The sequence below is a fragment of the Marinomonas posidonica genome, from assembly GCF_043643765.1.
In the GTDB taxonomy this organism is placed as follows: Bacteria; Pseudomonadota; Gammaproteobacteria; order Pseudomonadales; family Marinomonadaceae; genus Marinomonas; species Marinomonas posidonica_A.
Map to the genome: position 1 here is coordinate 74,644 of NZ_JBHZSP010000002.1, position 13,683 is coordinate 88,326.

General features: G+C 41.0%; 14 protein-coding genes and 1 tRNA gene. 9 read left to right on the forward strand and 6 right to left on the reverse strand.

Features of this window, described 5'->3' with window-relative positions; genetic code table 11:
- Positions 1-13 precede the first annotated feature (13 nt).
- Both ACHUFM_RS02370 and ACHUFM_RS02375 read right to left on the reverse strand, forming a co-directional pair.
- Positions 14-2,473 (reverse strand): ABC transporter permease, encoded by a 2,460-nt coding sequence (locus ACHUFM_RS02370; protein ID WP_394179195.1) that lies wholly within the window; start codon positions 2,471-2,473, stop codon positions 14-16.
- The gene (locus tag ACHUFM_RS02375) at positions 2,470-3,153 is read right to left on the reverse strand and encodes an ABC transporter ATP-binding protein (protein WP_394179197.1); all 684 of its coding nucleotides are present in this window, start codon (positions 3,151-3,153) and stop codon (positions 2,470-2,472) included. The genes ACHUFM_RS02370 and ACHUFM_RS02375 overlap by 4 nt, the downstream gene beginning before the upstream one ends.
- Before the next feature lie 24 nt (positions 3,154-3,177).
- On the opposite strand from ACHUFM_RS02375, the gene ACHUFM_RS02380 reads away from it, so the two are divergent.
- From ACHUFM_RS02380 to ACHUFM_RS02390, 3 genes are read left to right on the forward strand one after another with little or no spacing between them, the layout of a single operon-like run.
- Positions 3,178-3,801, forward strand: coding sequence for an arylesterase (locus ACHUFM_RS02380; RefSeq protein WP_394179199.1), 624 nt, complete (start codon positions 3,178-3,180; stop codon positions 3,799-3,801).
- 9 nt (positions 3,802-3,810) lie between these two features.
- Positions 3,811-4,749, forward strand: a complete 939-nt coding sequence (locus tag ACHUFM_RS02385) for a D-2-hydroxyacid dehydrogenase (protein WP_394179200.1) — start codon at positions 3,811-3,813, stop codon at positions 4,747-4,749.
- On the forward strand, positions 4,746-5,474 hold the full coding sequence (locus ACHUFM_RS02390) for a pseudouridine synthase (protein WP_394179202.1): 729 nt from the start codon (positions 4,746-4,748) through the stop codon (positions 5,472-5,474). Before ACHUFM_RS02385 ends, ACHUFM_RS02390 begins: the two co-directional genes overlap by 4 nt.
- Here the strand turns inward: ACHUFM_RS02390 and ACHUFM_RS02395 are convergent.
- Positions 5,443-5,991, reverse strand: a complete 549-nt coding sequence (locus ACHUFM_RS02395; protein WP_394179204.1) for a GNAT family N-acetyltransferase — start codon at positions 5,989-5,991, stop codon at positions 5,443-5,445. The genes ACHUFM_RS02390 and ACHUFM_RS02395 overlap by 32 nt on opposite strands.
- A gap of 151 nt (positions 5,992-6,142) precedes the next feature.
- On the opposite strand from ACHUFM_RS02395, the gene yciH reads away from it, so the two are divergent.
- The 5 genes from yciH (at position 6,143) to ACHUFM_RS02420 (ending at position 9,960) form a co-directional block, all read left to right on the forward strand.
- A complete protein-coding gene (gene yciH / locus ACHUFM_RS02400; RefSeq protein ID WP_394179206.1) occupies positions 6,143-6,487 on the forward strand; it encodes a stress response translation initiation inhibitor YciH in 345 nt (114 codons plus the stop codon).
- A 153-nt stretch (positions 6,488-6,640) separates the two neighbouring features.
- Positions 6,641-7,651, forward strand: coding sequence for a GGDEF domain-containing protein (locus tag ACHUFM_RS02405; protein ID WP_394179208.1), 1,011 nt, complete (start codon positions 6,641-6,643; stop codon positions 7,649-7,651).
- Between the two features lie 12 nt (positions 7,652-7,663).
- The gene (locus ACHUFM_RS02410) at positions 7,664-8,071 is read left to right on the forward strand and encodes an acyl-CoA thioesterase (RefSeq protein ID WP_394179210.1); all 408 of its coding nucleotides are present in this window, start codon (positions 7,664-7,666) and stop codon (positions 8,069-8,071) included.
- Positions 8,072-8,326: 255 nt separating this feature from the next.
- Positions 8,327-8,650: a helix-turn-helix transcriptional regulator gene (locus tag ACHUFM_RS02415; protein WP_394179212.1), complete on the forward strand. Its 324-nt coding sequence runs from the start codon at positions 8,327-8,329 to the stop codon at positions 8,648-8,650.
- Positions 8,644-9,960, forward strand: coding sequence for a type II toxin-antitoxin system HipA family toxin (locus ACHUFM_RS02420; RefSeq protein ID WP_394179214.1), 1,317 nt, complete (start codon positions 8,644-8,646; stop codon positions 9,958-9,960). The genes ACHUFM_RS02415 and ACHUFM_RS02420 overlap by 7 nt, the downstream gene beginning before the upstream one ends.
- A gap of 204 nt (positions 9,961-10,164) precedes the next feature.
- Here ACHUFM_RS02420 and ACHUFM_RS02425 read toward each other — a convergent pair.
- A tRNA-Ser gene (locus ACHUFM_RS02425) sits at positions 10,165-10,252 on the reverse strand.
- A 94-nt stretch (positions 10,253-10,346) separates the two neighbouring features.
- Complete coding sequence (locus ACHUFM_RS02430) at positions 10,347-10,913, reverse strand: nitroreductase family protein (RefSeq protein ID WP_394179216.1); 567 nt, start codon at positions 10,911-10,913, stop codon at positions 10,347-10,349.
- A 111-nt stretch (positions 10,914-11,024) separates the two neighbouring features.
- Between ACHUFM_RS02430 and ACHUFM_RS02435 the strand changes: the two genes are divergently transcribed.
- On the forward strand, positions 11,025-12,548 hold the full coding sequence (locus ACHUFM_RS02435; protein WP_394179218.1) for a hypothetical protein: 1,524 nt from the start codon (positions 11,025-11,027) through the stop codon (positions 12,546-12,548).
- An 81-nt stretch (positions 12,549-12,629) separates the two neighbouring features.
- Here the strand turns inward: ACHUFM_RS02435 and nadA are convergent, their stop codons facing one another.
- Positions 12,630-13,676, reverse strand: a complete 1,047-nt coding sequence (gene nadA / locus ACHUFM_RS02440) for a quinolinate synthase NadA (protein ID WP_394179220.1) — start codon at positions 13,674-13,676, stop codon at positions 12,630-12,632.
- Positions 13,677-13,683: the final 7 nt, after the last annotated feature.

A 13,683-nucleotide genomic window follows, 5' to 3' on the forward strand; every position in this document is an offset into this window, starting at 1 on the left:
ATTTGAGGTAAAATCAGAGATCGCGCAATAAATGCATCGGCGGCACATTCAACACCTTACGGCTGGCAAATACACCAATGGTCAAAATGACACATACACCAATCAGTGGTCCGAATAACCATAGGTTCGGATGCCAATTAGCTTGGGTATTAAAGACGTAAACTTGCAGACCGTAAAGACATAGTTCGGCTCCAAGCGCAGAGATCACCCCAGAGAAGAATCCTAACGCACCAAATTCAACAAATATTGATTGTCTGACTAAACTACTTTTTGCTCCCAACACTCTTAATAAAGCACCTTCTTCCAACCTTTCCTCTAGGGTGGACCTTACACTGGCCAGCAATACTAAACCGCCGGCACACAAGATACACAAGAGGACTAATTGAATGGCTTGAGACAATTGCCCGATAATGGTTTGAATCTGTTTTAAGATATCGCCCACATTCAAAATCGAAACCGTGGGGTAATTCGACATGCCTTTATAAAAGTTCTGCGCTTTATCATCGTCCACAAACAGGCTGCTCACGAAATTAGCAGGGTAATCTTGCAGAGCTTGCTTAGGCAATATCAAATAGAAGTTAGGCTGCATTGTTCCCCAATCCACTTCTCTTACTGAAGTGATGGGCAAGGTAACAATATTGCCACCAATGTTAATGGTGAGTGTGTCACCAATAGAAACACCAACCTCTTGCGCTACGCGCTGCTCAATGGATAGTCCCTCAGCGGAGAAATCACCTTCAAGAAGTGTGTTCCCCTGCCCCAGTTGATCAGACCAAGTGAGGTTTAATTCACGGTCCACTAATTCAGGTTCATTACGCCCCTCAGGATATAAGTCGTCTACATTATCATCATTAATTTTTATGACACGACCTCGTACCATAGGATACCAATCTGAATGTGGTATCTGTAATGCTTGGCTGGTTTGATCAATAGCGTCTATTTGATTGCTCTGAACATTAAAAATATAGTGATTAGGCGCATCTTCAGGAAGTTGCTTTTGCCAATCACTGATTAGACTCGATTGCACACCGATTAGGATTAACGTCAACATAATGATCAAGGTAAAAACCAACAGCTGGAATAAGTTTGGTACCAAGCGGCGATATAATGAAGCAAGACCAATTTGCCAGCCACTGGTTGCGCCAGAAGTTAACCTTCTGCCCAGTTTAAACGCTCCAATACCAATTAATCCGACAATTAAACCAATACCAACAATACTCAATGTCATGACACTAGGTAGTAAGAAGCCTTTAGTATAAATACACATGAGCGCGTACATACCAGCAAAACCAAGACAGTAAATAATGGCTGTGTTTTGCTCAATTTTAGCCGTGGGTTGTAATACTGAAAGCGGTGAAATTTTGATTAAACGCATCACCAGAGGCAAACAAAACGCCAACATTGATACCAAACCTGTTGCAATTCCCAGCCATAAACGACTAATAGAAGGTGACGGTAATTCAGTCGACATCAAACCAGACAGTAATGAGGCGATGATTTCTTGTATCCCCCAGCCTATCGCTAAGCCAATTAAGGTACCAACACAGAAGAGTAAGCTTAGTTGTTGAAGAAAAGCCAAGCTTAAGAATTTAGGGGTCGCTCCAATGGTTTTTAAGATGGCAACTTGCATCAGATGACGTTTCACAAATCGTGCAGACGCCAATGCCATGGCAATACCAGACATCACCACGGCCAACGTACCAGCTAACAATAAGAAAGATTCCGCTCGACTGATGGTATTACCAACGCGATCGCTACTTTGTGATGGTGTGCGCCATCGCTGACCATCCACCAATTGCGGTGCCAACCAATCGCCGTATTCTTGCAAGGCATCTCTATTTCCAGCGAGCAAGAGGGAGTAACGCACTCGACTTCCAGGAATGATTACCTGTGTTTTTGCTAAATCCTTGTCATTGATTACTGCCCTTGGTGAAATAGCAAAGGCAGAGGTTGTTGAGCCCGGGTCCCGAACTAAAAACCTGGTAACACTAAATTCAGCTTCCCCTATTTCCACTTTATCGCCAAGGCTGACCCCCAGCATGCTAGCCAACCTAGAAGACAGCCAAACTTCCCCTGTGGCTGGTGGTTGGGTCCATTGTTGCCCCTGACCGAATAGTGTTTGATCAACTAAGTAAGCGCCTCTTAGAGGATAGGAATCGGTAACAGCACTGATTTGTGCCAGTTGCAAACTGTCTTTTGCGAACATCATGGTTGTAAAAGATGTTCTTTGAGCTTGCACTAAACTCAGATCATCTGCTTTTTGAACCCAACCTAATGGGATGCTCTCATCACTTCGGACCAAACGATCAGCCGCCAATAAGTTAGCAGATTGCTCTTCGAACGACAGTTGTAAGCGGTCAATAAAGAGCCCAATAGAGGTTACTGTACCGACCGATATAACGAGCGCGGCCAACAGTGTGAGCAAATCGCCGCTGCGAAAATCTCGAACCATTAATCGAAATATGAACATCATAGGGACTTTTCCGTTAGCTGACCGGATGACATGATCAATTGACGATCACACATTTTAGCAAGTTCATTATCGTGGGTTACCATGACAAGAGTCGTGCCTTGTGATTGGTTAAGGTCAAACAGCAAATCGATAATCAATTTACCGTTTTCTTCATCTAGGTTTCCAGTTGGTTCGTCTGCAAATAGGATCTTAGGCTGAGAAGCAAACGCTCTGGCGATCGCAACACGTTGCTGCTCCCCCCCTGACAATTGATTAGGATAATGGGTTAAGCGATGAGATAAGCCAACTTTTTGTAATAAAGCTTCCGCTTTTTGTCGTGCGTCTTTGTCCCCTTTTAATTCCGCTGGCAGCATTACATTTTCGATCGCTTGTAAGCTTGGCAGCAAGTGAAATGATTGGAAGACAAAGCCAACGTACTGACCTCGTATTATGGCGCGTTTTTCTTCGCTTAATGCTGAAAATGCTTGATCATAAACAAAAATATCCCCTGACGTGTTAATATCCAATCCTGCCAATAGACCAAGTAATGTCGACTTGCCTGAGCCAGATGCACCGACGATTGCGACAGATTGACTCTCCAGTATTTCCATATTGATTCCTTTCAATATGGTTAAATCCCCTGTATTTGAGTTCACTGTGTGAGTAAGATTACTGACTTTAATCGCCGTTCTATTGCTCATGTTTAAATACTCTAAAGGTTAAATATGTTTGTAAAAATCATTCAAAAATTCGTTTTCGCATTTACCTTGCTGCTTCTGACGAACAGTTCTTTTGCCGCCAATTTACTTGTCATGGGCGACAGTCTAAGTGCTGCTTATAATCTAAGACAACAAGATGGTTGGGTAAGTTTACTTAAAAATCAATTAAATCAATCACACCCAAATATTAACGTGATCAATGCCAGTGTTAGTGGTGAAACGACTCAAGGTGGCTTGTCTCGTTTTCCGGCATTACTAGAGCAATATCAACCTGAATGGGTCGTATTAGAACTCGGTGCCAATGATGCCTTACGTGGTTACCCGTTAAACCAGACCAAAGACAATCTGAAAAACATGGTCGAACAGTCTCAGAACCTTGACGCTAAGGTATTGCTAATTGGCAACCAGATCCCTCAAAATTATGGTAAACGTTACACCAAAATGTTTTTTGAGCTCTACAAAGACGTTGCCGATCAATATCAAATTGCCTATTTGCCCTTCATGCTGCAAAACGTCGCGCTCAATAAAGAACTTATGCAAAATGACGGACTACACCCTAATAAAGCAGGCCAACCGATAGTGCTAGAAAATATCCTGCCATATTTACAGCCATTATTAGACGAAAAATAAGGAAAATTAATGAAAGCCGTTTTTTTAGACAGAGGCTCCTTCCCTGAAAATTTGAGCATTCACTTCAACAAGAGCATTACCAACTATGTTGAATACCATAACACTCATGAAACAGAAGTCGTTGAGCGCATCCAAGATGCTGATATTGTACTCACAAATAAAGTGGTGATCAGTCGCGAGCAAATTAACAACGCCTCAGCCCTGAAACTCATTCAAGTGATGGCGACAGGAACCAATAACGTAGCCATGGAAGCTTGTGAAGAAAAAGGCATAAAAGTACAAAATGTAGAAGGATATTCCACCACCAGTGTCCCTGAACACACATTTGCCATGTTGTTAGCACTGCGTCGTAATCTTGTGCCCTACCTTCAAGAAGTACAGTCTGGTGCTTGGGGGAAATCGGAATTCTTTTGTTTAATGGATTACCCCATTAAAGATTTATCGGGTTCGAAAATAGCCATTATCGGTAGCGGTCAATTGGGAACACAAGTTTCTATACTGGCAAAGGCATTTGGCATGCAAGTCATGTTTGTAGAAAGGAAAAATCGAGCAGATATACGTGATGGTTATGTTTCTTTTGACCAAGCCATTCAGGACGCTGACATCATCAGTTTGCATTGCCCTTTAACCCCGGAGACTCAAAATTTAATAAGTGAACGTGAATTTAAGCGAATGCGAAATCATGCATTACTGATAAACATGGGCCGAGGCGGTATCGTCAATGAAGAAGCTCTTGTTAAAGCCATAGAATCAAAACAAATTGCTGGCGCGGCGTTTGATGTTGCAGCACAAGAACCTATGCCAAGCAACTCGCCATTATGCCGTTTAACACAATACCCTAACTTCTTACTGACGCCCCATGTTGCGTGGGCAAGTCAAGGCGCGATGGAAAAGTTAGTGCAGATTGCCATTAATCGTATACACGCGTTTGTAGAAACTCAAAAATGACGCTCGACATTCTTTATCAAGACGATTTTCTTGTGGCCGTAAACAAGCCCGCTGGTTTACTGGTGCATCGAACGTATTTGGCAAAAGGCGAAGAAGATGCTGTCGTTCAACGTTTAAGGGATCAAACCGGACAATGGGTATTTCCCGTCCATCGATTAGACCGAGGGACGTCTGGTGTTTTAGTGATGGCATTTTCGCCTGAGATCGCCCGTAGTTTGGCGGAGCAATTTAGTCAATCCCAAACCGATAAAATTTACCATTGTTTAGTGCGTGGATTCAGTCCAGAAGAAGGTAAAATCAATTACCCTCTTGCCAAATTGAATGAACAAAAAGGTCGTGCCCGATTCAAAATTTCCGGCACAGAAAAAGAAGCAGAAACATTTTTTAAGCGACTGCATCGATATCAACTCCCCATTCCAGTAAGTCGTTACCCTGAAATGCGGTTAAGTTTATTAGAAGTGACGCCCAAACAAGGTCGTAAGCATCAAATACGCCGGCATTTTAAACATCTGCTCAATCCATTAGTTGGTGATACGTGTTATGGCTGTCGGCACATAAACAAAGCCTTACGAGCGGAATGGGGAGAAGAATTACGACTCATGTTACATGCTTCTTCTTTGTCTTTTACTCATCCAATTAATGGCCATAGGTTAACCATTCAGGCTGAGTTCCCTGATACGTTACAAGATGTGATTAATAGGATAACACCCTATCAAGTTGATTAAAGTCTTGGCCTGGCTGTTGGTTTGCCGACCACCTAAAAACCCACCCTCCTTGAGGTTGCGCTTTTAGATTAACCGTTTCTGGGCAATATTCATCAACCCAAAAACCGCAGGATAACAAGACTTTCATTGAAGATTTATTAAAATCAGCGACTTTCGCATAAATTTCTTTTACCCCACGGCATGCCCAGACAAGCAATAGATGCTTCAAGGCAAATCGCGCGATGCCACGATTTATAAAGTGTTTATCTATGCGATACGAGACTTCAATAATTTCTTTAGTTCTGTCCAAGTATTGGGCATTGAAACGACCAATGATTTTGCCATCATGTAAACAGACTAAAAACTGCATTCCTGCCTCTTGGCTTTTAAGTCTTTTTTTTAACAAAGTTGGTGTTGGTCTATGGTCTACATAATGAGGTAAGAAATGAGCAAACCATTCTTGATTGTTTGTTTCAAATTGCAAAATATTGACTAAATCTTCTAATTTTGCAGGGCGTATGTACAGTAAATTGTTCATGTGTCTTTAGTGTCATTGAAGCGTATTTAAATGTTAGACCAGTTCACCAAAAATTGCGCTTTCTTGTTTTAATATTACTAATATTCACTTAAGCCCCTTCCTTGAAGTGATATACTTATTTTAAGCTGTATAAACATTTTAGAAGTTAGTTATGAAGAATCGTAATGTCGTTTATTCCACAGATCAGGGACGTTTATGTCCAGACTGTGAACAACCCTTCTCTGGGTGTCAATGCCAAACAACAGAAATTGTCGGTGACGGTAACGTTAAAATCGCGCTGGAAACGAAAGGCCGCAAAGGTAAAGGGGTGACAACGGTAAAAGGACTACCTTTAACAGAATCCCAACTAAAAAGCTTAGCCAAAAAGCTTAAGGCGCAATGCGGTACAGGTGGCTCTGTCAAAGACGGCCAAATCGAAATTCAAGGTGATAACCGACAAAAACTGAAAACACTGCTTGAAAAAGAAGGCTATTCCAGTAAATTTGTGGGTGGCTAAAATCACAATAATGGCCTTTAATTAGATAAGCTCATATTTCTGTCAATTTTTTATATATATCAACATCATCGATATGGCTGAGTAATTACTCAAAAGATGGAATACCGCCAAAAAAAGACTCTTTAATGGTGATGAGTTGCAGTAGAGGTACCTATGTTCCAACATAGTATGAAACAGGCCAATCAGCTTATGCGTTCGGCCCTTCCATTAATGGTCAAGTTGGACATTCCGCCAACGCCATACAATTATGGTATTTGGTATGAATACGCGTCAAATAACAACCCCAAATTGAATCAAGTTGTTGACCGCACCATTCGTCGTTTCGGCAGCTTACCGGCCTTTGTTTCAAAAGAACTGTTCAATGAATTTATTATTGCTGATGACATTAAGCAAGCAAATGCACAACACAAAAGCCTGGACGAACTTACAGAGAAACTGAATGACGAGAGTGCTTCTGTTACTAAAGAGCTGTCGACCTTTACTCAGTCTCTCAGTCATACCCGTGCAGCATTAAAAGTAAATACAGACAAAGAAAAACTCATACACATTGCGAATTTGCTTGATCGACGTACGTTCAAAGCTAACCAAGTAGTAGAGCAATTTGGTCAAACCGTGTCGGAAGTTCAAAATGAATTGACGCGTCTTAGACGAGAATTAGCTGAGGTTAAGAAAAGCACTGAAGTAGATCAGATGACCCTATTGGCAAACGAGAAAGGATTTGAACGCACCCTATTCTCTTTAGCCCCCTTCGCTGAAGATGACCTGACCCTCTTGATGATGGATATCGATAATTTGGCCCAAATAAATCAAGATTATGGCAAGAAAGTCGGATCTTCACTTATTTTGTATATAGCAAAGACGGTATCAAGCTTTTTACCTGATCGAGCGTATGTTGCGCGTCTTAAAGGCGGTCAGTTTGCGGTATTAATCAATGACATGGAGCTTGGTGAAGCCTCTGAACTGGCGGATGCCGTTCGATTGAATATTTCAAATCAGAAGATCCGCAACAAAGACAGCAATACGTTGTTGAAGCAAATTACAGTATCCATAGGTGTAGCGACATTACTAGGTGATGAAGGTCCAACGGAACTAGTACAGCGAGCTCAACATTATTTAACGTATGCGAAACGCTCTGGCAAAAATCGCATTGCTCATCATGTATAAAGGTAGAATATTGTGACATCGTTTGAATTCCAATCGAACCAAATACTTTTAGAAGTAAGAGACTATGAATGTGATATGCAAGGCATAGTCAATAACGCGGTCTATCAAAATTATCTTGAGCATGCTCGTCATAAATTCATAAAAACCAAAGGGTTGGATTTTGCAAAAATAACCGAACAGGGAATTAACTTGGTGTTAATTCGTGCTGAAATTGATTACAAGCGCTCATTAAAAAGCGGGGACACATTTTACATAGAAACGCATGCTGAACGTGAGTCAAAGCTCAAATTTGCTTTTTATCAGAAAGTGATACGTTGCCATGATCAACAAGTCATATTACAAGCAAAGATGCTGGTAGCATCCACCAATCAACAGGGAAGACCAATTGTTTTTGACCAAGCTGATACGTTGTTTGAATAAATCAAATAGCGTATTCATCAACATCGGTTTTCTCTTTTTAGACGCGTATTCTTAGCGCCAACCTACTCCTTGTTTTATTCCAGGCTTATCAAAATCGAACTAAAGTCCTTTTTTGGTTACTCTAGATATCATTTACCCATACAAAGTTACCAAAATGGAACTTTACATGGCCTATTGACATATCTTGAGTGAAGTCCTATTTTTAACTCATTAGTATCTAGAATATCATTAATGTAACTAATTTGGACCTTAATAATGTCAACAACTACAGCATTAGCCCTTGCAGAAGAGATTGGCGAACGCTTAAAACAAGCTAGACTCAATAGAAACTTAACTCAATCTGAGGTTGCCACACTGGCTGGCGTCGCTCGAAAAACCGTTCTGAATGCCGAAAAAGGTAAGGTCCAGCTTGAGGTTTTCATCGCTCTTTTGATGGCACTTGATTTAACCGAACAATTGGATTTATTTTTGCCAAAACAGCAAATCTCTCCTTTGCAACTCGCAAAATTACAAGGTAAGCAACGCCAAAGAGCCTCGGGCCAACGTCGTAATACAAATGAGGAACAAACCTCATGGTAATGGAAGTCGTCACTATCAAATATCATGATAATGAAGTCGGTGCCTTGAGTTTTGATTCAGAAAGAGGTGTAGGAGCTTTTGAATATGCGCCTAGTTTTATTAAAAAAGGTATTGAACTATCCCCCATCAAAATGCCATTAGCAAAACGCATCTACAGTTTTCCAGCATTAACCTATGACACCTTTAAAGGATTGCCCGGTTTGATTGCCGACTCATTGCCTGATGATTTTGGCAATGCTGTTTTAAACGCCTGGGTTGCCGCACAAGGCCGATCTCCAAGTGACATTACACCTTTACAGAGACTTCAGTATACCGGTAAGCGAGGCATGGGAGCTTTGGAATACACCCCAGCCACAAAATTCCGCAGCCTCAACGCATCACAATCCATTGAAGTCAAAACACTCATCACCATTGCCCAAGACATATTGGATTCCCGCAATCACTTTGAAATCGAATTGAATAAGAATGAACAGGAAGATCGTGAAGCCATGATGTCTTTGCTCTCAGTGGGCATGAGTGCTGGCGGAGCAAGACCTAAAGCAGTATTAGCATTCAATGACAAGTTTACTCAAGTGCGCTCAGGACAGACTGATGTACCAGATGGGTTTACGCACTACTTAATGAAGTTTGATGGTGTGAGCGAACACAACAAAAATCAAGAAACCTTTGGCGATCCACTTGGCTATGGCGCTATGGAATTCGTTTATCATTTAATGGCCAAAAAATGTGGCATTGATATGATGCCTTGCCACCTACTTCATGAAGGCAATCGAAGGCACTTCATTACCCAGCGTTTTGATCGAATTAAAAATGAAAAGATACATGTACAGACACTGAATGGACTGGCTCACGTTGATTACAAACAGCCGGGGTCATTCTCATACGCAGAATTATTTGGTATTGCTCGTCAGCTGAAGCTTTCCGCAGCGGAAGCAGAGCAATTATTGAGACGTATGATTTTTAATATCATCGCACGAAACCATGATGACCACGCAAAGAATTTTGCTTTTCGTCTAATAAACGGAAAATGGTCTCTCGCACCAGCTTATGACCTTGCCTACAGCTATAAGCCTGGCAGCAAATGGGTAAACAGTCACTGGATGAGTTTAAACGGTAAAAGAGACGATTTCAGTCGTGCTGATTTTTACAGCCTTGAAAAACTCAGCCCACTATTTAACAAAAGAAAAATAGACAGCATCATAGATGAAACCATTAAGCATGTCTCTTGCTGGCATCAATTGGCAACGGAATGGGAAGTCCCTAACACCTTAATAATAGAAATTAACAATAATCTTAGGCTGAACATTTAAAGATTAGATGCATACCAGATCGTTTTATATAAACATAAGATTCATGGTTTTAAGGCTAATTAAAAGAATTTCAGGTAACAGGTTGGGTAAATGAAGATATAGAGTTTTCTCTACCGTGCTAGTTATTGCTACTAGTACGATAGAGAGAATCTTGGATAAATCATTGATAAGTTAAATTTTTAACTATCAATGATTTAAGAAGAATGGCGGTGAGCAAGAGATTCGAACTCTTGATGCCTTTCGACATACACACTTTCCAGGCGTGCTCCTTCGGCCACTCGGACAGCTCACCAAAACCGATCAATACGCTCCGCGTAATGAGTGCGCATATATTAGTGATGGCGAACTCTTTTTGCAACCGATTTTTAAGGAATTATTGTTAAAAATTAATCTCTTACCCATTCCAGTCTGTCTGCAAGCATTGGATCCGGAGAAGGCTTTGCTTGCTCTTTAGCTGTCCCAACATAAATCAGGCCAACAATTTGATCATTTGAATCCAATTCCAAAAGATCTTTCGTTTTCTGGGTAAAACAAGCGGGTCCACTGCGCCACATACCGCCATAACCTAATGCGTTAAGCCCTAAAAGTACCTGCTGAGCTGCTGCAGATGTCGCCATAATTTGCTCAATGGCAGGTACTTTTGGATGATCTTGGATGTGCGCATAAATTAACAAAACAGCAGGAGCTCGATAGGCTTTTTTGATAAAGGAGTCTTTTTTGCTTTCAGGTAAAGCAGCCACTTCGGATAAAGCATGCTGCCAATATATCTCCCCAAGCTTAGCGCGCCCTTCTCCTTCATATATACGGTAACGCCATGGCTTAAGGTTACCATGATCTGCCGCTCGACTTGCTGCCTCAAGAATTTCTTGCCATTCATTATCTTGTGGCGCAGGTTCGGTTAAAGCAGGCTGAGATACACGATTACGTATAAACGTTAAAATTTCTTTACTCATAGAAAAACAAATTCCTTTAATATAAATCGTATGGATGGCAATACTTTAACATCCAGCAAACGTTAATGATAATGGATATCACATAAAACCTTTTTAGGTCTAGGAGTTTTTATGCCAAAGTGGCTAATTTGGACAACCCTTGAATTGACAACACTTCTCTTGGTGGGCTGTATTGCACTTGTTTGGTTATCCTATTCCCTAAAGAAGAAAATCTCTGAGCAAGAAGAAGCAGATCAAGCGGAATCCACAGAGAATGAACCACTGCCACAGGAAGATTCAAAAGAAGAAGATCAGTCCTATAAGCATTTTGCCCAATATCTTGATAAACAAATTAGCCATGCAGCTGAATCCATTAAACCTAACACAATGGAGCCACACCAAGTCAACACCTTGAAAATTTGGGGGACCGTATTAAAAGCAGAACGGGCTATTGTGCTAAACCAGGTCAGCGATAACCCAAAACCCATTTTAACGCGCTTCCTATCCAGTTTGTTGTATGCTCTATCCACTCCCAAGTTACAAACAACCAATCCTGAGGATTTAAATAAAAACCTTAAGAGCATGGAAGAGGAATTTTATCAGACCTCTGAGCTGCTGATTAGTAAAGAAGCTTTATCAAAGAATCAACAAAGACTCAATGACGATTTGCGTAAAAGTATTGACAATGCCGTCGCTAAATTACAGCGTTTAAAAGTCAAAAAGAATGAACAGCAACGATTACAAAAAGAAGCCGAAGCATTAAAAAAACGCATTTTACGACTTGAAGAATTACAGAGCCAAGAAGCCAGCCAAGCCAATGTCGTCTCTATCAAGGCCAATGCTGCCACAAAATCCAGTCAGCAAAACCGCTCAGCATCATATAAGCAAATTATGTCATTAAATAATTTAGCAGATCGACAAAAAATGGTGATCGATCAATTAAGAAATGAGCTTGAACATGCCGGACAAAACGCCTCTTCAAAACAAGCTGAAGAAGCACAAAAAGTCGCTGTTGATAAATTAGAGCGCATGTCAAAAGAGTCGCAAAGCCTCATTTTACAATTAGAGGCGGAGCTAGAAAATTCTGATTTAAGTATAGAGTCATTAAGACAGGACATTCAGTCTAAAGACGCTAAATTAGCAGAAATGGACAAGAAACTAAGCTCAAACAATGAAACAGTTATCGGCAACTTACAAACCTTGTCGAGTAATAAAAAAGCCGCATTAGGATCATTGAAAGAAGGTTTAAGTAATGCCATTGAATCCAACTCAACCAATAATTTATTAGAGCAAGAAAAAGATACTCAATCTTTAGAACGTTTACTACAAGAATCAGAAACCTGTGTCACCCTGCTGGCACAAGAGCTCGAAATGGCAGAGCAATCCAATAACGAATTGCAAACAAAAATGGACGCGCTCATTTTAAGCAACCCTGATTTTGGTGCAAACTCAATCCCATTAAAACAAGAGAAAGAACGAAATCGTAAGTTGGCACAAGCCACGACGCAACTAAAAGAGCAATTAGCCACTCATGTTGGGGAAAAAGATTACCAAGAATTGAGAATCAGCTATAACAAGAAGAGCTTAGAATATGATCGCTTGCAACTGGCGTATTCTGATTTGGAAATGAAATATTTGGGTACGCTAAATAAATAACCTTAAACCTAAGTGCAAAGTCTTTACAAGATTTACTTGATATAAAGAGCATGCACTCAGCTCTATTGCTTCTTTGAATGCCTAGCTTTTATTAAAATTTAGCATTCTTTGAAGCGGAATTAACGCCTTCTCGCGCAAAGAACCAGAAACTTCAATCTGACCAGACCCATCTCTCAAAGCATTGCGTAATAACTCTAGACTATTTAACGCCATCCATGGGCAATGTGCACAGCTTCGGCAATTGGCTCCTGAGCCTGCCGTAGGCGCTTCAACAAAACGCTTATCTGGTGATGCCTGTTTCATTTTATAAAAAATGCCACGATCAGTCGCAACAATGTAGGTGCTATTTGACATGGACTTAGAGGCATTTAATAGCTGAGACGTTGAGCCAACTACATCGGCAACTTCAACAACTGATTCTGGAGATTCTGGGTGCACCAAAACAGCGGCATCTGGATAAATGGCTTTCAGGTCCAATATGCCTTTTGCCTTAAATTCCTCATGAACGATACATGCTCCATCCCACAATATCATGTCTGCACCTGTTTCACGCTGAATATAGCCACCAAGATGCTGATCTGGTGCCCAAATGATTTTTTTACCTTGATCTACAAGATGATTTACAACATCAAGAGCAATACTTGAGGTAACTACCCAGTCAGCTCGCGCTTTCACCGCAGCAGAAGTGTTTGCATAAACCACAACGGTACGATCAGGGTGTTGATCGCAAAACGCAGAGAATTCATCAATTGGACAGCCAATATCCAAAGAACAGGTAGCTTCTAGGGTGGGCATTAAGATGGACTTTTCTGGACTTAATATTTTTGCAGTTTCGCCCATGAATTTTACCCCAGCTACAACTAAGGTTTGAGCGTCATGATTTGCCCCGAAACGAGCCATCTCAAGAGAATCCGCAATCACGCCGCCGGTTTCTTCTGCAAGCTCTTGAATGGCATCATCTGTGTAGTAATGAGCAACAAGAACAGCATTTTTGGCTTTTAACAGTTGTTTGATTTCTTGACGAATCTGATCGTTGTCAATTACAGGCGACTCTAGACTCTTTTCAGCATCAGCTAAATATTGTTGGACAGTATTACGAAGAGCGGCTTTTGTGGAAGTATCAAACATCTTATTA

Excerpts from the sequence above, each read along its gene's own strand:
- ACHUFM_RS02370 (WP_394179195.1), bottom strand. The coding sequence starts at position 2,473 with ATGATGTTCATATTTCGATTAATGGTTCGAGATTTTCGCAGCGGCGAT.
- ACHUFM_RS02375 (WP_394179197.1), bottom strand. The coding sequence starts at position 3,153 with ATGAGCAATAGAACGGCGATTAAAGTCAGTAATCTTACTCACACAGTG.
- ACHUFM_RS02380 (WP_394179199.1), top strand. The coding sequence starts at position 3,178 with ATGTTTGTAAAAATCATTCAAAAATTCGTTTTCGCATTTACCTTGCTG.
- ACHUFM_RS02385 (WP_394179200.1), top strand. The coding sequence starts at position 3,811 with ATGAAAGCCGTTTTTTTAGACAGAGGCTCCTTCCCTGAAAATTTGAGC.
- ACHUFM_RS02390 (WP_394179202.1), top strand. The coding sequence starts at position 4,746 with ATGACGCTCGACATTCTTTATCAAGACGATTTTCTTGTGGCCGTAAAC.
- ACHUFM_RS02395 (WP_394179204.1), bottom strand. The coding sequence starts at position 5,991 with ATGAACAATTTACTGTACATACGCCCTGCAAAATTAGAAGATTTAGTC.
- yciH (WP_394179206.1), top strand. The coding sequence starts at position 6,143 with ATGAAGAATCGTAATGTCGTTTATTCCACAGATCAGGGACGTTTATGT.
- ACHUFM_RS02405 (WP_394179208.1), top strand. The coding sequence starts at position 6,641 with ATGTTCCAACATAGTATGAAACAGGCCAATCAGCTTATGCGTTCGGCC.
- ACHUFM_RS02415 (WP_394179212.1), top strand. The coding sequence starts at position 8,327 with ATGTCAACAACTACAGCATTAGCCCTTGCAGAAGAGATTGGCGAACGC.
- ACHUFM_RS02420 (WP_394179214.1), top strand. The coding sequence starts at position 8,644 with ATGGTAATGGAAGTCGTCACTATCAAATATCATGATAATGAAGTCGGT.
- ACHUFM_RS02430 (WP_394179216.1), bottom strand. The coding sequence starts at position 10,913 with ATGAGTAAAGAAATTTTAACGTTTATACGTAATCGTGTATCTCAGCCT.
- ACHUFM_RS02435 (WP_394179218.1), top strand. The coding sequence starts at position 11,025 with ATGCCAAAGTGGCTAATTTGGACAACCCTTGAATTGACAACACTTCTC.
- nadA (WP_394179220.1), bottom strand. The coding sequence starts at position 13,676 with ATGTTTGATACTTCCACAAAAGCCGCTCTTCGTAATACTGTCCAACAA.